The 17,092-nt window shown below is 39.1% G+C and carries 23 protein-coding genes and 1 riboswitch; of the genes, 19 read left to right on the top strand and 4 right to left on the bottom strand.

The window, feature by feature from the left end:
- Positions 1 to 45: 45 nt before the first annotated feature.
- From CYK55_RS08835 to CYK55_RS08815, 5 genes are all read left to right on the top strand, one after another.
- Positions 46 to 498, top strand: a complete 453-nt coding sequence (locus tag CYK55_RS08835) for a DUF523 domain-containing protein (protein WP_034687292.1) — start codon at positions 46 to 48, stop codon at positions 496 to 498.
- Between the two features lie 10 nt (positions 499 to 508).
- Positions 509 to 847: a putative DNA-binding protein gene (locus tag CYK55_RS08830; protein ID WP_010735001.1), complete on the top strand. Its 339-nt coding sequence runs from the start codon at positions 509 to 511 to the stop codon at positions 845 to 847.
- A gap of 20 nt (positions 848 to 867) precedes the next feature.
- Entirely contained in the window at positions 868 to 2,286 is a 1,419-nt protein-coding gene (gene ffh / locus CYK55_RS08825; protein WP_010735002.1) for a signal recognition particle protein, read from the top strand.
- Positions 2,287 to 2,382: 96 nt separating this feature from the next.
- The gene (locus tag CYK55_RS08820) at positions 2,383 to 2,946 is read left to right on the top strand and encodes a DNA-3-methyladenine glycosylase I (RefSeq protein ID WP_126134210.1); all 564 of its coding nucleotides are present in this window, start codon (positions 2,383 to 2,385) and stop codon (positions 2,944 to 2,946) included.
- Positions 2,947 to 2,960: 14 nt separating this feature from the next.
- Positions 2,961 to 3,494 (top strand): dihydrofolate reductase family protein, encoded by a 534-nt coding sequence (locus tag CYK55_RS08815; RefSeq protein WP_126134209.1) that lies wholly within the window; start codon positions 2,961 to 2,963, stop codon positions 3,492 to 3,494.
- A 65-nt stretch (positions 3,495 to 3,559) separates the two neighbouring features.
- On the opposite strand, the gene CYK55_RS08810 is transcribed toward CYK55_RS08815, so the two are convergent.
- Positions 3,560 to 4,114 carry an NADPH-dependent FMN reductase gene (locus CYK55_RS08810; RefSeq protein WP_019722768.1) on the bottom strand — a complete coding sequence of 185 codons (555 nt, stop codon included), beginning with the start codon at positions 4,112 to 4,114 and terminating at the stop codon, positions 3,560 to 3,562.
- A gap of 317 nt (positions 4,115 to 4,431) precedes the next feature.
- On the opposite strand from CYK55_RS08810, the gene rpsP reads away from it, so the two are divergent.
- The 6 genes from rpsP (at position 4,432) to rplS (ending at position 7,757) form a co-directional block, all read left to right on the top strand.
- Entirely contained in the window at positions 4,432 to 4,707 is a 276-nt protein-coding gene (gene rpsP, locus CYK55_RS08805; RefSeq protein WP_010735006.1) for a 30S ribosomal protein S16, read from the top strand.
- An 11-nt stretch (positions 4,708 to 4,718) separates the two neighbouring features.
- On the top strand, positions 4,719 to 4,967 hold the full coding sequence (locus CYK55_RS08800) for a KH domain-containing protein (RefSeq protein ID WP_010735007.1): 249 nt from the start codon (positions 4,719 to 4,721) through the stop codon (positions 4,965 to 4,967).
- Positions 4,968 to 5,071: 104 nt separating this feature from the next.
- A complete protein-coding gene (locus CYK55_RS08795; protein WP_126134208.1) occupies positions 5,072 to 5,887 on the top strand; it encodes a hypothetical protein in 816 nt (271 codons plus the stop codon).
- Positions 5,888 to 6,012: 125 nt separating this feature from the next.
- A complete protein-coding gene (gene rimM / locus CYK55_RS08790) occupies positions 6,013 to 6,537 on the top strand; it encodes a ribosome maturation factor RimM (protein WP_010735009.1) in 525 nt (174 codons plus the stop codon).
- Positions 6,527 to 7,264: a tRNA (guanosine(37)-N1)-methyltransferase TrmD gene (trmD, locus tag CYK55_RS08785; protein WP_200868947.1), complete on the top strand. Its 738-nt coding sequence runs from the start codon at positions 6,527 to 6,529 to the stop codon at positions 7,262 to 7,264. Before rimM ends, trmD begins: the two co-directional genes overlap by 11 nt.
- A 145-nt stretch (positions 7,265 to 7,409) precedes the next feature.
- Positions 7,410 to 7,757, top strand: a complete 348-nt coding sequence (gene rplS / locus CYK55_RS08780; protein ID WP_002286913.1) for a 50S ribosomal protein L19 — start codon at positions 7,410 to 7,412, stop codon at positions 7,755 to 7,757.
- A gap of 151 nt (positions 7,758 to 7,908) precedes the next feature.
- Here rplS and thiE read toward each other — a convergent pair whose 3' ends face one another.
- From thiE to thiD, 3 genes are read right to left on the bottom strand one after another with little or no spacing between them, the layout of a single operon-like run.
- Positions 7,909 to 8,550, bottom strand: coding sequence for a thiamine phosphate synthase (gene thiE, locus CYK55_RS08775; protein ID WP_126134207.1), 642 nt, complete (start codon positions 8,548 to 8,550; stop codon positions 7,909 to 7,911).
- On the bottom strand, positions 8,540 to 9,352 hold the full coding sequence (gene thiM / locus CYK55_RS08770; protein WP_034687274.1) for a hydroxyethylthiazole kinase: 813 nt from the start codon (positions 9,350 to 9,352) through the stop codon (positions 8,540 to 8,542). The genes thiE and thiM overlap by 11 nt, the downstream gene beginning before the upstream one ends.
- Positions 9,349 to 10,161 (bottom strand): bifunctional hydroxymethylpyrimidine kinase/phosphomethylpyrimidine kinase, encoded by an 813-nt coding sequence (gene thiD, locus CYK55_RS08765; RefSeq protein ID WP_126134206.1) that lies wholly within the window; start codon positions 10,159 to 10,161, stop codon positions 9,349 to 9,351. Before thiD ends, thiM begins: the two co-directional genes overlap by 4 nt.
- Positions 10,162 to 10,237: 76 nt before the next feature.
- Positions 10,238 to 10,335: riboswitch (TPP riboswitch) on the bottom strand.
- Between the two features lie 226 nt (positions 10,336 to 10,561).
- On the opposite strand from thiD, the gene CYK55_RS08760 reads away from it, so the two are divergent.
- The 8 genes from CYK55_RS08760 (at position 10,562) to CYK55_RS08725 (ending at position 16,752) form a co-directional block, all read left to right on the top strand.
- Positions 10,562 to 10,759 (top strand): hypothetical protein, encoded by a 198-nt coding sequence (locus tag CYK55_RS08760; protein WP_241234767.1) that lies wholly within the window; start codon positions 10,562 to 10,564, stop codon positions 10,757 to 10,759.
- 163 nt (positions 10,760 to 10,922) lie between these two features.
- Positions 10,923 to 11,723 (top strand): SDR family oxidoreductase, encoded by an 801-nt coding sequence (locus tag CYK55_RS08755; RefSeq protein WP_034687265.1) that lies wholly within the window; start codon positions 10,923 to 10,925, stop codon positions 11,721 to 11,723.
- Between the two features lie 16 nt (positions 11,724 to 11,739).
- The gene (locus CYK55_RS08750; protein ID WP_034687263.1) at positions 11,740 to 13,596 is read left to right on the top strand and encodes a BglG family transcription antiterminator; all 1,857 of its coding nucleotides are present in this window, start codon (positions 11,740 to 11,742) and stop codon (positions 13,594 to 13,596) included.
- Positions 13,593 to 14,075 carry a transcriptional regulator GutM gene (locus CYK55_RS08745; RefSeq protein ID WP_034687261.1) on the top strand — a complete coding sequence of 161 codons (483 nt, stop codon included), beginning with the start codon at positions 13,593 to 13,595 and terminating at the stop codon, positions 14,073 to 14,075. Before CYK55_RS08750 ends, CYK55_RS08745 begins: the two co-directional genes overlap by 4 nt.
- Positions 14,075 to 14,629, top strand: a complete 555-nt coding sequence (srlA, locus tag CYK55_RS08740) for a PTS glucitol/sorbitol transporter subunit IIC (protein ID WP_019723990.1) — start codon at positions 14,075 to 14,077, stop codon at positions 14,627 to 14,629. The genes CYK55_RS08745 and srlA overlap by 1 nt, the downstream gene beginning before the upstream one ends.
- Positions 14,630 to 14,644: 15 nt before the next feature.
- Positions 14,645 to 15,652, top strand: coding sequence for a PTS glucitol/sorbitol transporter subunit IIB (gene srlE / locus CYK55_RS08735; RefSeq protein WP_126134205.1), 1,008 nt, complete (start codon positions 14,645 to 14,647; stop codon positions 15,650 to 15,652).
- Positions 15,653 to 15,668: 16 nt separating this feature from the next.
- Positions 15,669 to 16,025 (top strand): PTS glucitol/sorbitol transporter subunit IIA, encoded by a 357-nt coding sequence (locus CYK55_RS08730; RefSeq protein ID WP_034687255.1) that lies wholly within the window; start codon positions 15,669 to 15,671, stop codon positions 16,023 to 16,025.
- 37 nt (positions 16,026 to 16,062) lie between these two features.
- Positions 16,063 to 16,752, top strand: coding sequence for a fructose-6-phosphate aldolase (locus CYK55_RS08725; RefSeq protein ID WP_034687252.1), 690 nt, complete (start codon positions 16,063 to 16,065; stop codon positions 16,750 to 16,752).
- The last annotated feature ends 340 nt before the right edge of the window (positions 16,753 to 17,092 follow it).

Here is a 17,092-nt window from a genome sequence, read left to right as displayed (position 1 = left end):
GTATAATATAAAAGCAATTTGCTCAGCTAAAGGAGAAAATGTCCGATGATTGGTATCAGTGCTTGTTTAGGTGGCGTCTCATGTCGCTATGATGGCCGGGAACAAACAATCCCTGCCTTAAAAAAACTCGTGACAGAAGGTCAAGCAATCATGATCTGTCCAGAAGTAGCAGGAGGTTTGCCCATTCCAAGAGAACCAGCAGAAATCGTTGGTGGTGATGGGTTTGATGTCTGGGATCATCAGGCAAAGGTCATGACGATCTCTGGAGAAGATGTCACAGAAGCCTATAAAAAAGGTGCGATCAATGCTTATCAAGTTCTAAAGGAAAAGCAGATCTCAACGTTGATCTTAAAAGCAAATAGTCCTTCCTGCGGCTCGTCAACTATCTATGATGGTAGTTTCACTGGTAGTCTGAAAGAAGGCATTGGTGTAGCCACCGCCTATTTTCTCCAACAAAAAATCAGTGTCTGCTCAGAAGAAGAGTGGATGGATCAATGAGGTGAGTTGAATGGAAATTGAGAAAACCAATCGGATGAATGCTCTTTTTGAATTTTATTCGACACTGTTGACTGAGAAACAAATGAATTATATGGAATTATATTATGCAGATGATTTTTCACTTGGAGAAATCGCTGAAGAATATGAAGTCAGTCGCCAAGCAGTTTATGATAATATCAAACGTACGAGCAAGATCTTGGAGAATTACGAAAAAAAACTCCACCTTTTTTCTGATTATGTCGTTCGTGAACAGTTGTTGACAGAATTGACGAACTATATCAATGAACAGTATCCTGAAGATCAAACGCTGCAAGGATACATCAAAAAAATTCAAGAAATCGAAGAATAACAAAAAGGAATGAATAAAATATGGCATTTGAAAGCTTAACTGAACGCCTACAACAGGCGATGTCAAAGTTACGAAAAAAAGGAAAAGTCTCTGAAGCTGACGTCAAGGAAATGATGCGCGAGATCCGTCTTGCGCTATTAGAAGCCGATGTCAACTTACAAGTAGTCAAAGACTTTACAAAACGTGTGCGCGAACGGGCAGTTGGAGCAGAAGTGCTTGATAGTCTTTCTCCAGCACAACAAATCGTAAAGATCGTGGATGAAGAGTTAACGATCACTCTGGGGTCTGAAACAGTTGAATTGACTAAATCACCTAAAATCCCGACTGTCATCATGATGGCTGGTTTGCAAGGGGCAGGTAAAACAACGTTTACTGGTAAATTAGCGAATTATTTAAAGAAAAATGAAAATGCTCGTCCCTTATTGATTGCAGGTGACGTGTACCGTCCTGCTGCCATCGACCAGTTAAAAGTTTTAGGACAGCAATTGGATGTTCCGGTTTTTGATATGGGAACAGATGTGAGTCCTGTAGAAATCGTTCGTCAAGGGATGGAACTTGCAAAAGAAAAGAAAAATGATTACGTATTGATCGATACAGCTGGTCGTTTACACATTGATGAAACATTGATGGATGAATTAAAACAAATCAAAGACTTGACACAACCTAACGAAATCTTACTCGTTGTCGATGCGATGACTGGTCAAGATGCCGTCAACGTTGCGGATAGCTTCAATCAACAATTAGGGATCACAGGGGTCGTCATCACAAAATTAGATGGAGACACACGTGGGGGAGCGGCGCTATCAATTCGTTCAGTGACAGGTGCACCGATCAAGTTCATCGGTTCTGGTGAAAAGCTGACTGACTTAGAAGTCTTCCATCCAGATCGCATGGCAAGTCGTATCCTTGGTATGGGGGATATGTTGACGCTGATTGAAAAAGCGCAACAAGACTATGATGAGAAAAAAGCAGAAGAGCTTGCGCAAAAAATGCGTGAGAACTCATTTGACTTCAATGATTTCATTGAACAATTGGATCAAGTCATGGGTATGGGCCCAATCGAAGACTTATTAAAAATGATCCCAGGAATGAATCAAATGCCAGGAATCGAAAATATCAAAGTTGATCCGAAAGATGTTGAGCGTAAAAAAGCAATGGTTTATTCGATGACACCTGCAGAACGTGAAAACCCAGACCTATTGAATCCAAGCCGTCGACGCAGAATTGCTGCTGGTTCAGGAAACAGTGTAGTGGAAGTCAATCGTATGATCAAACAATTCAAAGAATCCCGTAAGATGATGCAACAAATGTCTAAAGGGGACATGAATATTCCTGGCATGGACCAAATGTTCGGTACCGGTGTCAAAGGTAAGCTAGGAAAAATGGCGATGAATCGCATGATGAAGAAAAACAAAAAGAAAAAGAAGAAAAAGAAATAAATAGTAATCAAGTGCAAAAAAACTTCGAAGACGTATTTAATTTTGTCTTCGGAGTTTTTTCATACATTGTTTGAAAATCCTAAAAGGAGTGAGTCGATGCAACGCTGTCCATGGAGTGAATCAACTGAAATGATGCGTGAGTACCATGATACGATTTGGGGGGTACCTGAATATGAGGACCAACGATTGTACCGTAAATTAATGCTTGATATCAATCAAGCAGGTCTCAGCTGGCAAACGATCTTGAATAAAAGCCAAGCTTTTGATGAAGCTTACGACCAGTTTGAACTCGAAAAAGTCGCTAGCTATACTGACGAAAAAATCGCAGAATTGATGAGAAACAAAGGAATCATCCGCAATCGCCGGAAAATTGAAGCGGCAATCGCTAACGCACAAGCTATTTTAGCCATGCAATCAACCGGACTGAGTTTTTCTGATTACCTCTGGTCCTTTGTCAATGGCGAAGTCGTGATCGGAAACTATCAAGACCAAAATGAAGTGCCAACTACTAGTGAACTCTCTGATCGCCTCTCGAAGGACTTGAAAAAACACGGCTTCAAATTTATTGGAAGTACGACCATTTATGCCTTTTTAGAAGCGGTAGGGATCATCAACGATCACCTGACCACTTGTTTTCGCCACCAGGAAATCAAACGCTAAAGGAGAAGGATAATATGTCTAAGCTCTTTTTTTACGGAGCAATCAGTATGGATGGCTATCTAGCAACAACTAATGATGACTTACAATGGCTCTTCGATACGCCTACTGGGGAAAAAACAACCTATGATGCATTTTATCAAACCATCGATACAACGATCATGGGCAGAAAAACGTATCAAGAAGCCAAAAAATATTTAGATACAGCCAAGATCTATCCAGAAAAAACCAATTATGTCTTTTCAACAGACAAAGAATTGAAGTTGGAGGATGCTAGGGTCGTTCACGAACATCCTGTAAGCTTTCTCAAGGGGTTGAAGGAATCAAGTGAACAAAGGATCTGGGTAGTTGGTGGCGGTAGTTTGCTCAAACCAATCATTGAACAGCAACTGATTGATGAATGGTACATTCAAATTGCGCCTGTATTACTCGGAAAAGGGATTCGTCTTTTTCAAGAAGGAGATTATGTACAGCGGTATCAATTGGTGGACACGAAACGCTTTGGTGAGTTCATCGAGCTTCACTATCGCAAAGAAGAGCATAAAGAATAGTAGGTCACACAAAAAACCACGAAACAACATGCTGTTTCGTGGTTTTTTGTAAAATTAGCAAGACACTAAGCGTTCAATTTTCCAGCGAAATCTAGATACGCATCTAAAATCGTTTGGAAGAAATCAACGGTTCCTTGGATAATATTGCCATCTTCATCAAGTAAGTTAGTGATATTTCCGATATACGCTTCTGGTTGTTGTAATGTTGGGACATTTAAAAAGACTAATGATTGACGTAAGTGATGATTTGCGCCAAAACCACCGACTCCACCAGGAGAAGCAGTGACCACTAAACCAGGTTTTTTATCCCACACACTTTGACCATAAGGACGAGAACCAACATCCAAGGCATTTTTCAATACAGCTGGCACTGAGCGGTTGTACTCAGGAGTTACAAAGATCACGCCGTCTAGATCTTTGACTTCTTCACGGAAACGTGTCCATTCTGCAGGTGTTTGCTCAGGTGTTTCGATATCTTCGTTATAAAAAGGAAGGTCATCGATTTTTACAAATACGCTCTCGTATCCTTCCGGTAATAAGTCCGCAAAAGTTTCTGCAACTTTCTTATTGTATGAATCTTTTCTTAAACTTCCGATGAAAAAACCAATTTTTTTTGTCATAAAACAATTCCTCCTTCAATCTTTCTATATTTATCTTACAAAAAATAAGTAAACTGAGCAACTAAAAACACTTGGGTTATTTTAATGTGTGATCGAAAACATAAGAAATGCTTATGGATAGGGGATTTATAAGCTTCCTATGTTCAACCTTGATGATTCAAAAAAGTAAGAAGAAATCCTTAGAAAAGGACACTAACTATTTAGAGAAAGAATAAAAATAGAAAAAAATCAGACTGTAAAGAAAAAAAGCTTTACAGGGTAAAAAAAAACTGGTACACTACATCTTGTGAATAAAACAATGGAGGTGGAAATATATAATGGCAGTTAAAATCCGTTTAAAACGTATGGGTTCTAAAAAGAGTCCTTTTTACCGTATCGTCGTAGCTGATTCACGTTCTCCTCGTGATGGACGTTTCATCGAAACTGTAGGTACTTACAACCCTTTGAAAGACCCTGCAGAAGTAGTTTTAAAAGAAGATTTAGTACTTGACTGGTTATCAAAAGGTGCACAACCTTCAGATACAGTACGTAACATCCTTTCAAAAGAAGGCGTTATGAAAAAACATCATGAAGCTAAATTCTCAAAGAAATAAGGTGACCGGATATGAAAGATTTAAGCGACTTAGTCTTAACAATCGTTCGTCCGTTAGTTACTTATCCTGATCAAGTCCAGCTAGAAGTCGTTGAGTCGGAAGATTTTTACGAATACAATCTAACTGTGGCTCCCGAAGATATCGGTCGTATCATCGGTAAACAAGGACGCGTTGCGAAAGCAATCCGCACGATCGTTTACGGAGTACGAATCAATGCACCGAAAAAAGTGCGTTTGAATATCATCGACAATAAAGAATAAACTGTTTCGTTTTCGCGAAACAGTTTTTTTGTGTTCTTTAGAGATCATATTTGGCAAAAACAGGTACAAAGCGTATCCTTAATACTAAGAGAGGAGTGTTTCGAATGAAAAAAATAGGTTTGATCAGCTTATTCGCAGTTGCTTTACTCGGTGCCTGTCAATCACCAAGTGAAACGAGTCAAGAAACGACAAATGAAACAGTTCGTACGACAGAAACCAGTACTTCAACGGAAGAGATAGGGTCATCTTCCGTAAGTAGCAATGAGACAGCCTCATCAGCTGAAACAAGTACGAGTACGCAAGAAAATTCGACGCAAACTGCCTTTGAGCAATTGCAAAAAGAGTATCCAGACACACCGATGCCCAAAGAGATCCCAGTTGGGTCATCTAACTTGAACATCGCAGCAACGATGACAAAACAAGGCTTTTCTGTCTTATACTATCAATCAGAACAAGCGCTACCACTAAACGACGCTTCATTGAACCAATCAGAACCAATCGCTTCTTACCTTTATCAAGATGACTTTGCATCTTCCCAAGAAACACTGAACACGATTCAGCCATTTACGGTCGATACTGGAGGAAGACAAGTCGATCTCGGTTATAACATTGTCGGTTATCAACAAGGTGCTGCTGGTTCTTCGATTCTTGAATGGCAAGAAGGAAATTGGCGGTTACGAATACGTGCCAGCAATATTGATGGACAAGATCCTGTACCTTTGGCCAAACAGATCGTGACTTACTTGGAGTCTGCCCGATTACCTGCACCGGAAAAAGTCGGAACGATCGAAATCAATATGGCCGATGGCACGAATCAAAATACTCGAATCATTTGGCAAAAACCAACCACTGTCTATACGATCACGAATCAAGATTCGATGAATGCATTAAAAATGGCTGTTTCCATGGAACAACAATAAAAGAAGACTAGAATTGCCAAGAACCGCATGCTAAAATAGACAGGAAACGATAGAACACTCTGAGTCCAAAAGTAAATCGTGACCAAGCAGAGTGACAAGAATCATGAAAGAAATGAGGACAAAAGTTGACTGAATATCTAAACGTTGGCAAGATTGTCAATACCCAAGGAATCAAAGGCGAAGTCCGTGTCATCTCAACCACAGATTTCCCTGAAGAACGTTACAAAAAAGGTGAAGTTTTGACACTCTTCCAAGAAGGAAAAGCTCCTGTAGAATTGACTGTAAAGAGTCACCGCAAACACAAAAACTTTGATTTACTCAGCTTTGAGAATCATCCTTCCATCAATGATGTTGAAAAATACCGTGATGGTATCTTACGTGTATCAAAAGAAAACTTAGTTGAATTGACAGAAAATGAATATTACTACCATGAAATCATTGGCTTGAAGGTCATTGATGAAAACGAAAAAGAACTAGGAAAGATCAAAGAGATTTTATCTCCAGGCGCAAATGACGTTTGGGTCATCCAACGACCAAAGAAAAAAGATGCATTGATCCCATATATCGATTCCGTCGTTCAAGAAGTCGATCTTGAAAATGGGTTGGTTCGTGTGACATTATTAGAAGGATTGATCGATGATGAAGATTGATGTATTGACTCTGTTTCCACGAATGTTTGAAGGCCCGATGGGGGAATCAATCATCGGTAAAGCAGTAGCAAAAGAATTACTAGAAATCAATGTTTCTAATTTCCGTGAGTATTCGGATAACAAACACCAAACGGTCGATGATTATCCATATGGTGGTGGGGCAGGGATGTTATTGAAAGTCCAACCCATCTATGACAATATCAAAGCTATCGAAGAAAAACATCCAGAGACCAAAAAACGGGTGATTTTACTTGATCCGGCTGGTAAACCATTCAATCAAAAAATGGCAGAAGAATTTTCGGAAGAAGAACATCTGATCTTTATTTGTGGACACTACGAAGGCTATGATGAGCGCATCCGCTCGCTCGTAACAGATGAAGTCTCATTGGGAGATTATGTACTGACTGGTGGGGAGTTAGGTGCCATGGTCATGATTGATGCGACGGTTCGACTATTGCCAGATGTTTTAGGTAACCAGACATCTGCCCAAACAGACTCGCATTCTACTGGTTTACTGGAACACCCACAATATACAAGACCAGCAGAATTCAAAGACATGAAAGTACCAGAAGTATTGACCAATGGTAACCATAAATTGATTGAAGAATGGCAACTAAAAGAATCCTTACGCCGGACATATCTTCGACGGCCAGACATGTTAGAAAAATTAGACATGACACCACAAATGGAAAAAATGCTAGTGGAGATCCAAAAAGAAGAAGCTTGAGTTGCAACAAATAAATAAAAAATTTCTTTACACTCACCATAGAATATGATAGTATTCTATGGTGAGTGTAAAAACACTTAACTATTACGATATTCCGCTGTGAGAAATTACTCATAAGAATGTTTGGAATAAGGAGAAGAAAACAATGAATCCATTAATCGAAGAATTAACAAAAGAACAACTACGTTCTGACATTCCAGCTTTCCGCCCTGGTGACACTGTACGTGTTCATGCGAAAGTTGTCGAAGGTACTCGTGAACGTATCCAGTTATTTGAAGGTGTTGTAATCAAACGCCGTGGTGCTGGAATCAGCGAAACTTATACAGTACGTAAAGTTTCTAACGGTGTAGGCGTTGAGCGTACATTCCCATTGCACACACCACGTGTTGCAAAAATCGAAGTTGTACGTTACGGTAAAGTACGTCGTGCGAAATTGTACTACCTACGTGCATTACACGGAAAAGCAGCTCGTATCAAAGAAATCCGTCGTTAATTTCTTATTATCAGACAGAGAAAGAACCCTTGAATTTTCAAGGGTTCTTTTTTTTGCTTTACGACAAGTAGGGTTCGTGAATTTAAATTAAATGAATATCATCGAGGATCAATCGAAATGTAAATCCCCCTTTTTAATGGTGGTTATGATTTTACTGTTTTTTGATAAACGTATTGATTTGTACAGCAAGTTCTTTAGTTGCTTTTTTGATTTCTTCTTTTGCTAAGATTGCTGAAACCATAGCAAAGCCTTGGACAGGGAAGGTTTTGAATTCTGCAATCGTTTGTTCATTGAGCCCACCGATCAAAACAACAGGAATCGAAACGTGTTGAAGGATCTTCTTGAGTTCTTTTTTTGATACGATGACGGCATCTGTTTTAGTAGAGGTTGGCAACATCGTCCCTACACCTAAATAATCTGCCCCCAATTGTTCAGCGGAAATTGCTTGTTCCAGTGTTTGAACGGAAGCACCGATGATTTTTTCAGGTCCAATCATTTTTCTCACCACAGCCACAGGAAGATCTGTTTGGCCGATATGAACACCGTCTGCATCACAAGCTAACGCAATGTCTACTCGATCGTTGATGATCAATGGAACATTATATGGTTTAGCTAATCGTTTTAATGCGATCGCTTCCTCATAGAAATCTCGTGAGTTGGTTTTTTTTTCTCTCAACTGTAAGATGGTAATACCTCCTTCAAGGGCTTGTTGCACTGCTTCTTGGAGGGACTTTTTTTTCAGCAGTGACTGATCGGTCACTAGGTATAAGGAATAGTCGATGTCATTTTTCAAGATAGTTTCCTCGCAGTAGTAATGTTTCCCTATTAATGCGGCTGATTTCATCAATCAATGCGATCCGAAAACTTCCCGTACCAGCTGTTTGTTCCAACGCAAGCTCACCAGCAATTCCCATGGTAAGAACGGCTGTGGTTGTGGCGTGAAAAAGATGTTCAGGAGAACCTCCACAAAAGCTAGCAATCAATGAAGTGAGCATACAGCCAGTGCCAGTGATCCGACTCATTTCAGGACAACCATTGTGCACTAATATTTTACGCCGCCCATTAGAAATCACATCTGTCGCACCGGTGATCACTACAATACAATTGTGAGCGATTGCTAATTGATCAGCAATCCGTTGGGCTTCTTCAATGGAGCTTGCATCATTTGCCGAGGCATCGACACCTTTCGTCGTGCTTGCGATTCCTGCTAAAAAGCGGATTTCTGAAATATTGCCACGAATCACTGCACATTTTAGGTTTTCCATGATCGTTTTCGCTGTCTGATTACGAAACTGTGAAGCCCCTGCACCGACTGGATCAAAAATAATCGGACTGCTTTTTTCTTTGGCTGTTTGCCCAGCTAATAGCATCGAAGCTACGGTACGTTCATTTAAAGTCCCCATGTTTAGTACCAATGCCTGTGACATTGCTGTGATTTCCGCTACCTCTAACGCATCATCAGCCATGATGGGTGAACCACCGATCGCAAGTGTAACATTCGCACAATCACTGACCGTTACATAGTTCGTGATATGGTGGACCAAAGGATTTTTCATACGGACTGTTTCTACAGCTGTTTTTAAAAATGTATTCATTGACTTTCTTCCTCCTTAAGACCATTGCGATAGAGTGAATAGAAATGATTGGTTGGGCCATGACCTTCGCCCAATTCTAGTGAATGTGCGATTGCAGTAGTAATATATTTTTTTGCCTTGGAAATTGCTTGGTCTAATGGTACGCCCAAAGCGAGTTGTGAGGCAATCGCTGAAGAGAAGGTACAACCAGTGCCATGGGTGTTTTTTGTGGCGATTCGTTCAGACGTATAGGAGTAAATAGTTTTCCCATCATACAATATATCAGTGGCTTCACCTGAGCGATGGCCTCCTTTGATCAAAACTGCAGCGTGACATGTTTCATAAATGGCTTTTGCTGCTCGTTCCATTTCTTCCAGGGAAGTAATCGATCGATCTGCAATTTTTTCTGCTTCTGGAATATTTGGGGTGATTAAAGTAGCTAATGGTAAGACGTTTTTGATCAATGTGTCGATTGCTTGTGGCTCCATTAAGGCATCGCCATTTTTTGCATACATCACAGGATCTAGTACAATATTTTTAGGTTGCCATTCCTGTAGACTGCTTGCGACAGCTAACATCGTATCTGCACACGACAACATACCGATTTTAACTGCATCAGGATAGATGTCCTCGAAAACAGCTGTCATCTGTTCATTGATAATTGTTGGTGCGATGTTTTGGTATGAGATCACACGAGCGGTATTTTCAGCAACTACTGAGGTGATCACAGACATTCCATAAACACCATGAGAGGCAAATGTTTTTAAATCGGCTTGGATACCGGCACCCCCGCTACAGTCTGAACCGGCAATAGTTAGTACTTTTTTCATCAGATTCCTCCTTAAAATAGAAAAAAGACATTCTTCCCGTATAGAAGAATGCCTTGATTGTTTCGATTTCGCATCAACAAAAAGGACATTTGCTCCCTACGCTGGTATCAACCAACAGGTTCAAAGGGTCAGGTTTTACCTTCTCAACGCGATAACGTCCCCCTGCAAACAAAATCATATTTAGTTACGAACCAATGATATCTGAAAAAAGCAGAAGATTCAAGTTTTACAGGAGCAAGCCTACACTGAGTAGCTAAAAGCAACAGTTTACTTTCTCTCGAAGTAGCGTTCTTATATGAATTGCTAGTGCGTTTCTCAAGATTGTATACTAAAGAAAAACGATAGAATATTCTAAGTGTACTATGCAATAGATCAAAGCCAAACTTTTGGAGGGAATCTCATGACAGAGTTAAGTAATCTACCGAATGTAGGAAAAGTATTAGAAGAAAATTTACGAAAGATTGTTATGACAACGGAAGACAATTTAAAGAAAAGGAAACGGAACAGATATTTTTTGAAATTCGTCAAAAGATGGACAGTGGCGCCTGTCTGCATATGCTATATGGAATCGAAGGAGCGAGAAAAGGCAAGCCTATAAAAGCTTTAACAAAAGAGGGGATAGAAAAAGTTAAAGCAATTAGCATCACTCATAAAAAGACATTAAGTCAGATTTTTTTTGGGAATTCAAAAAAAGTCTGACTTAATTATTTTCTTCTACGTAGCTATACTGAAAGCGTAAACAAAAAAAGGGGTGATAGCTTATGACAAATTGGCTGAACATTGAGGGGAAAACGATTATTGTAACCGGAGGATCTTCTGGTATCGGGAAATGTATCGTCGAAAGTCTATTGGAGCAACATGTCAATGTAGCAAATTTTGATATTAAAGATTCGACACTTAAACATCAACGATTATTATATGTAAAAACCAATATAACATTACGACAAGAAGTAGAAGCTGGAGTGACAAAAGTAAAGGATCACTTTGGTACGATAGATGGTTTGGTCAACAATGCAGGCATCAACATTCCACGCTTATTAGTGGATAAAAAGCAAGCGCATGGGAGATATGAATTATCCGAGGAAGTATTTGACAAAATCATCGCAATTAATCAAAAAGGATTGTATTTGATGACTCAAGCAGTAAGTAGAATCTTAGTTGCTAAAGGAGAAGGAGTAATCATCAATATGTCTTCTGAATCAGGACTTGAAGGTTCAGAGGGGCAAAGTGCTTATGCGGCAACGAAAGCCGCTGTCAACAGCTTTACTCGATCTTGGGCAAAAGAGTTAGGAAAATCAAATGTTCGGGTAATAGGGATTGCCCCAGGAATCATGGAGGAAACCGGATTACGCACATTTTCTTATGAAGAAGCCTTGGCCTATACTCGTGGCATCACGATTGGAGAGCTTAGAGCAGGTTATGCCAAAACGAGCACGATTCCATTAGGTCGAAGCGGGAAATTACAAGAAGTCGCTGACTTAGTTAGTTACTATCTATCTGATCGTTCGAGTTATATCACTGGAGTAACCACAAATGTGGCCGGAGGAAAAACTAGAGGATAAAAAGTGGGGGAAGTAAATGACGGTGGTGAACAGATGGTATCAAATTTTACAATTACTGGTTACCCACAAAGAAATGAGGATCGGCAGTTTGAAACAACAGCTGAATACAAGTACGCAAACGGTTAAAACCAGCATTGAATCTTTAAACGAAGAATTGATTGGAATTGCAGAAATCGTTCAACATAAGAATGATTTTCATATCGAAATTGAAAATTTTGAAAAATTTGATTTGATAATGAACGGCAGTTTGAAGCGGAAGAGTGATTTTAATTCTTGCAGTAAAAGAGTTTTCTTTATCGTCAAGAAGCTGATCGAGCAAAAAGGTTTTTTGCTGATCGATGATCTGTCAGAAGCATTAGGGGTCAGCCGAAGTACTGTTGTCAAAGATCTACGAGTGATGAAAAAACTGATTTCCTCTTTTAATGTCGAAGTGATTGGAACGCCGAATCGTGGACTGCGTATGCGTGGAGAAGAACTGGATCTACGACTGTTACACCTTCATTATGTACAAGAATATTTTGCTGAACGTCCATTACGAGAACGCACACAAGATTTTGTAGAACACTTAGTTCAAAAATTTAATTTACCTAAAAATCAGGGGCTTCTTTTGAAAAAAACGATTTCTATTACAATGAAACGACTCCTTAAAGGAAATATACTGGTAGAGTTGCCAAATGAATATATGGACCTTATGACGAGTCATCCTGCTTTTGTCGAATTGATCCATCATTTGGAATATGAATATAGCATCACACTAAGCCAAACAGAACAAGCTTTTCTCAGTTTTCCTCTTAATATAAGTGCTATTGCTGGCATGGATAAGTCTACTATTGATGAGCAAAAAATCGAACAGTTATTTCAACAAATGATAGAGAAAATCCATAAAAATTTACTAGTAGAATTTGATGAAACCTTCTTAGTTCATGAAATAAAAGAACACTTCATTTACATGATCAATCGATTGATTTTTCGAATAGAGCTTCAAGATCTGTTCAATGGTGAAATCGAATCCCAATATCCTCTAGCCTATGAACTGGCAAAAATTGGTCTTCAGCAGATTGGGGAGCAATTACAACGAGTGGCTCCAACTGTTGAAATCAGCTATATCGCTTTTTATTTTGAACTTGCATTGAGGAAACAAACCAGTAACAACGAACACAAAGAAATTGCGATCGTCTGTAATACCGGAAAAGGAACAGCTTTGATTATTCGCCGTCAATTGGAACGGATTTTGGGTCCTCAAATCAGCATGGTCCATTTTTCTGAGGAGGAGTATCAGCAGGAAGACTTAGACCGATATTTTGCTGTTTTTACAACTATTCCTCTGAAAAATGTAAAGAAACATACGCCAATCATTCGCTTGATCAATCTATTCAACGAAACTTGGTTGCAAGAAGAGTGGCGTAAAGCAGAAAAGTTGAGAGCCGCAAATGTTCATCATTTAAAATTAGATTTTGAGATTTTAAATGAAAAGAAACCCTACAAACAAAATCTTGATCATATGCTTGAATCTCTTGAGAGCAAAGGTTTAGTCGATCAAGAATTTAAGGAACAATTGTTTATTAGAGAAAAGTTAAGGAGTACGATTTTTGAATATGGCATTGCTTTTCCTCATGCCATCAATAAAAAATCTGCTGAAATTATTTTATCAGTGGGTATCTTTAGGAAAGGGATCTCCACGATCAATGGACAAGTGCAAGTCGTCTTGTTGTTAGCCATTCCACAAGATCTAACGATGGAAAAAGAATTGCTAAAACTATATGATCAGCTTTTTGCTGTTATTGGCGATCCTGGATTTAGAAGTGAACTATGTCGTTTGGATGATTTAGTTGAGTTACGAAATTGGATGATACGAAAGGGGGTCATAACATGAATTTCATATATATATTCGGCGCATTTGCACTTGTTGCTTACGGACTGCAAGTGTTATTTGGAATGAAACAAATTAAGCACTTTAATCAAATCTATCTAGAAATGCGCAGAAAAGGGAAGGTGGCTATCGGTCGTCGATCCGGAAAAATCAAAGCAGGAACGATCGTCATGTTTGCTATTGATCATAAAGGGATCATTATTGATGCGCGAAAGATGCAGGGCGTGACTGTTCTAGCAAAATTTCGTCTATTGCCACAATATATCGGAACAGATATCCACTACATCGACAGCTATCATCCATTGGTGCGAACAGAAAATAAATTGGTGCAACAAGCAATGGCAAATGCCAGAGAAATCTATTTGCGAGTAGAATTAGGCAATTATCAAGAAGAATTGCCACCTTCCCCACTTACGATGCTTGGCATTCAATTCAGTTTATGGAAAAAACAATACCTATCAAGAAAAAGGAGTGTTGAATAATGGAATATATCACAAAATTTGCGGAGGGCTTCATCGGTTTATTTGAAACGGGTGCGGAAACTTTTATATCTTGGATGACTGGTATCGTCCCTGTAGTGTTGATCCTAATGGTAGCCATGAATACACTGATTGCTTTCTTAGGTGAAGAACGAGTAACTAAAGTTGCCAAACTATCAACGAAGAATCCCGTCACAAGATATTTGATCTTACCTTTTTTATCTGCCTTTATGTTGGGAAATCCGATGTCTTTTACAATGGCTCGCTTTTTGCCTGAATATTACAAGCCAAGCTATTATGCTTCTCAAGCACAATTTTGTCATACGAGCAATGGCGTCTTTCCACACATCAATCCGGGTGAATTATTTGTTTGGTTAGGAATCGCCCAAGGAATCACAACCTTAGGATTAAATTCAATGGAATTAGCTGTGCGTTATATGTTTGTCGGTATTCTTATGAATTTTATTGGTGGTTGGGTGACAGATTTTACCACCGCATATGTTTGTAAACAACAAGGGGTTACTCTAAGTAAAACTGTAGAAACAGCGACAGAATAAGGAGGAAGTGGGAAAATGAGCTATCACAGTATTCGAATTGTAAGAGGAACTGGTGGGTTCGGAGGACCATTAGTGATCACACCAACAGAAGAAAAACACAAATTCATTTATATTACTGGCGGGGGAGAAAAACCAGCAATCGTCGATAAAATTGCTGAATTGACAGGCATGGAAGCAGTCAATGGCTTTAAAACTTCTATCCCAGACAATGAAATCGTTTTAGCGATCGTTGATTGCGGGGGGACGTTGCGTTGTGGGATCTATCCAAAAAAAGGAATACCTACGATCAATGTCGTACCAACGGGAAAAAGCGGACCATTAGCACAATACATTACAGAAGACATTTATGTATCGGCAGTAGGGGTCAATCAAATCACACTGACGACTGAAGAAAGCACAATCGGTCAATCTGTCAACATAGAAAATAAGCGTGCACCAGTACGTGAATATAAATACGATACAAGCAAAAAAATTACTGAACAAAAAGCTGAACAGCAGAATTTTATTGCCAAAATCGGCATGGGTGCAGGAAAAGTAGTGGCCACTTTTAATCAGTCCGCACGCGAAGGTGTACAGACGATGATCAATACGGTCATTCCATTCATGGCATTTGTTTCTTTGTTGATCGGGATCATACAAGGATCTGGTATCGGTAATTTCTTTGCCAATATCATGGCACCTTTAGCAGGAAATATTTGGGGGTTGATGATCATCGGTTTTATCTGTTCCTTGCCGTTTCTTTCACCATTATTAGGACCTGGGGCAGTAATCAGTCAAGTCATTGGGACACTGATCGGGGTAGAGATCGGAAAAGGCAATATTTCACCACAACTCGCTTTACCTGCGTTATTTGCAATCAATACTCAAAATGCTTGTGATTTCATCCCTGTCGGACTAGGCTTAGAAGAAGCAGAGGCTGAAACAGTAGAGGTTGGCGTGCCTTCCGTTTTATATTCACGCTTTTTAAACGGTGTACCTAGGGTGTTAGTCGCATGGATAGCAAGCTTTGGAATGTATAGTTGAATCTAGGAGGAAAAAAATGTTAGTTTATTCAACAAAAGTCACTTCGATTGGCGCAGAAGCTACGCTCTTTAAAGAAGAGAAGATCGTGATACTATTTGGAAAAGATGCTCCAGATATGCTATCAGCCTATTGTTACAATATTGAACTTCAGCCAATCCACGGAGAGATCAAAGTAGGACAACAGTTGTTCGTCGATGAGACAAGCTATCGCATCACGTCTGTCGGAAATTTGGTCAATGATAATCTAAAAGATCTTGGACATATCACAATTAAATTTGATGGAGCGGTGATACCTGAACTTCCAGGTACTTTATATGTCGAAGGAAAAGAAATCGTTGAGATTGGTATCAAGACTAAAATCAGTATTAAGTAAAATACAGAGCAACAGATCTGTTGAAAGGACGAATGAAATGGAATTCATGTTAGATACGATAAATATTGAGAAAATTAGTTATTATCAATCGTTCCTCCCGCTATCTGGAGTAACGTCGAATCCTTCAATCATCAAAAAAGAAGGAAAGATCGATTTGTTTGCTCACTTGAAAGAAATCAAGCAGCTCATTGGAAAAGCAAGTTTACATGTACAAGTAGTTGGAGAAACAACGAAGGAAATCTTAACTGATGCCCAAGTAATCATGGATCACCTTGGTAAGGATATCTTCATTAAAGTACCAGTGAACGAACCAGGACTGGCTGCCATTAAACAATTGAAAGCCAAAGGAGTACATGTCACTGCTACCGCTATCTACTCTGAGATGCAAGGATACTTAGCAATTGCTGCAGGTGCCGATTATGTGGCACCTTATTATAACCGTATGGAAAATCTGAATATCGATGCTGTTGCTATTATCAAAGCATTATCAATGGAAATCGAACGAACGCAATCTCAGAGCAAGATCTTAGCTGCTAGTTTTAAAAATGTTGCACAAGTCAATCATACTTGTCGTCAAGGGGCGCACAGTATTACTGCGTCACCAGATATTTTTGCACAAGTTTTCGATATGCCTTCCATTCATAAGGCAGTGACAGATTTTAAGAAAGATTGGGAAGAGACATTCGAGGTCGAAGATGTGAAAGCATTAGGAGAGTCAGAGCAATAAGTTCTTCCAAATAAAAAGAATAAAGAGTCAATAGAATGGTTGGTCTATCCGTTCTATGACTCTTTTTAAATAACGTCATATTTATAATATCCATCCATAATCAAATAGTCACCGTGTAATTAAACCAACAATGGAATGGGAACTTCATATGTTTATATACATATAGTTGATATCGTAAAAAATGATTTTTTTATGCAATTCCACAAATGAGCATATCTACTTTATGACTGGATGTTTACGTAAAAAATGAACGGTTTATTTCATCCGTTGAAGCAAGAATGATTACATTATTTTCTGTACCGATTTTGTTAAATAGGAGTGGGAATAACTGTTTTAGTTG

The organism is Enterococcus mundtii, from assembly GCF_003957375.1.
GTDB classification, from domain to species: domain Bacteria; phylum Bacillota; class Bacilli; order Lactobacillales; family Enterococcaceae; genus Enterococcus_B; species Enterococcus_B spodopteracolus.
Note: the sequence above shows the minus strand (reverse complement) of the source record. Positions and strands in the feature narration are given on the sequence as shown.

What these genes read in the sequence shown, in the direction of transcription:
- CYK55_RS08835 (WP_034687292.1), top strand. Translation starts at nt 46, where the DNA reads ATGATTGGTATCAGTGCTTGTTTAGGTGGCGTCTCATGTCGCTATGAT.
- CYK55_RS08830 (WP_010735001.1), top strand. Translation starts at nt 509, where the DNA reads ATGGAAATTGAGAAAACCAATCGGATGAATGCTCTTTTTGAATTTTAT.
- ffh (WP_010735002.1), top strand. Translation starts at nt 868, where the DNA reads ATGGCATTTGAAAGCTTAACTGAACGCCTACAACAGGCGATGTCAAAG.
- CYK55_RS08820 (WP_126134210.1), top strand. Translation starts at nt 2,383, where the DNA reads ATGCAACGCTGTCCATGGAGTGAATCAACTGAAATGATGCGTGAGTAC.
- CYK55_RS08815 (WP_126134209.1), top strand. Translation starts at nt 2,961, where the DNA reads ATGTCTAAGCTCTTTTTTTACGGAGCAATCAGTATGGATGGCTATCTA.
- CYK55_RS08810 (WP_019722768.1), bottom strand. Translation starts at nt 4,114, where the DNA reads ATGACAAAAAAAATTGGTTTTTTCATCGGAAGTTTAAGAAAAGATTCA.
- rpsP (WP_010735006.1), top strand. Translation starts at nt 4,432, where the DNA reads ATGGCAGTTAAAATCCGTTTAAAACGTATGGGTTCTAAAAAGAGTCCT.
- CYK55_RS08800 (WP_010735007.1), top strand. Translation starts at nt 4,719, where the DNA reads ATGAAAGATTTAAGCGACTTAGTCTTAACAATCGTTCGTCCGTTAGTT.
- CYK55_RS08795 (WP_126134208.1), top strand. Translation starts at nt 5,072, where the DNA reads ATGAAAAAAATAGGTTTGATCAGCTTATTCGCAGTTGCTTTACTCGGT.
- trmD (WP_200868947.1), top strand. Translation starts at nt 6,527, where the DNA reads ATGAAGATTGATGTATTGACTCTGTTTCCACGAATGTTTGAAGGCCCG.
- rplS (WP_002286913.1), top strand. Translation starts at nt 7,410, where the DNA reads ATGAATCCATTAATCGAAGAATTAACAAAAGAACAACTACGTTCTGAC.
- thiM (WP_034687274.1), bottom strand. Translation starts at nt 9,352, where the DNA reads ATGAATACATTTTTAAAAACAGCTGTAGAAACAGTCCGTATGAAAAAT.
- thiD (WP_126134206.1), bottom strand. Translation starts at nt 10,161, where the DNA reads ATGAAAAAAGTACTAACTATTGCCGGTTCAGACTGTAGCGGGGGTGCC.
- CYK55_RS08760 (WP_241234767.1), top strand. Translation starts at nt 10,562, where the DNA reads ATGACAGAGTTAAGTAATCTACCGAATGTAGGAAAAGTATTAGAAGAA.
- CYK55_RS08755 (WP_034687265.1), top strand. Translation starts at nt 10,923, where the DNA reads ATGACAAATTGGCTGAACATTGAGGGGAAAACGATTATTGTAACCGGA.
- CYK55_RS08750 (WP_034687263.1), top strand. Translation starts at nt 11,740, where the DNA reads ATGACGGTGGTGAACAGATGGTATCAAATTTTACAATTACTGGTTACC.
- CYK55_RS08745 (WP_034687261.1), top strand. Translation starts at nt 13,593, where the DNA reads ATGAATTTCATATATATATTCGGCGCATTTGCACTTGTTGCTTACGGA.
- srlA (WP_019723990.1), top strand. Translation starts at nt 14,075, where the DNA reads ATGGAATATATCACAAAATTTGCGGAGGGCTTCATCGGTTTATTTGAA.
- srlE (WP_126134205.1), top strand. Translation starts at nt 14,645, where the DNA reads ATGAGCTATCACAGTATTCGAATTGTAAGAGGAACTGGTGGGTTCGGA.
- CYK55_RS08730 (WP_034687255.1), top strand. Translation starts at nt 15,669, where the DNA reads ATGTTAGTTTATTCAACAAAAGTCACTTCGATTGGCGCAGAAGCTACG.
- CYK55_RS08725 (WP_034687252.1), top strand. Translation starts at nt 16,063, where the DNA reads ATGGAATTCATGTTAGATACGATAAATATTGAGAAAATTAGTTATTAT.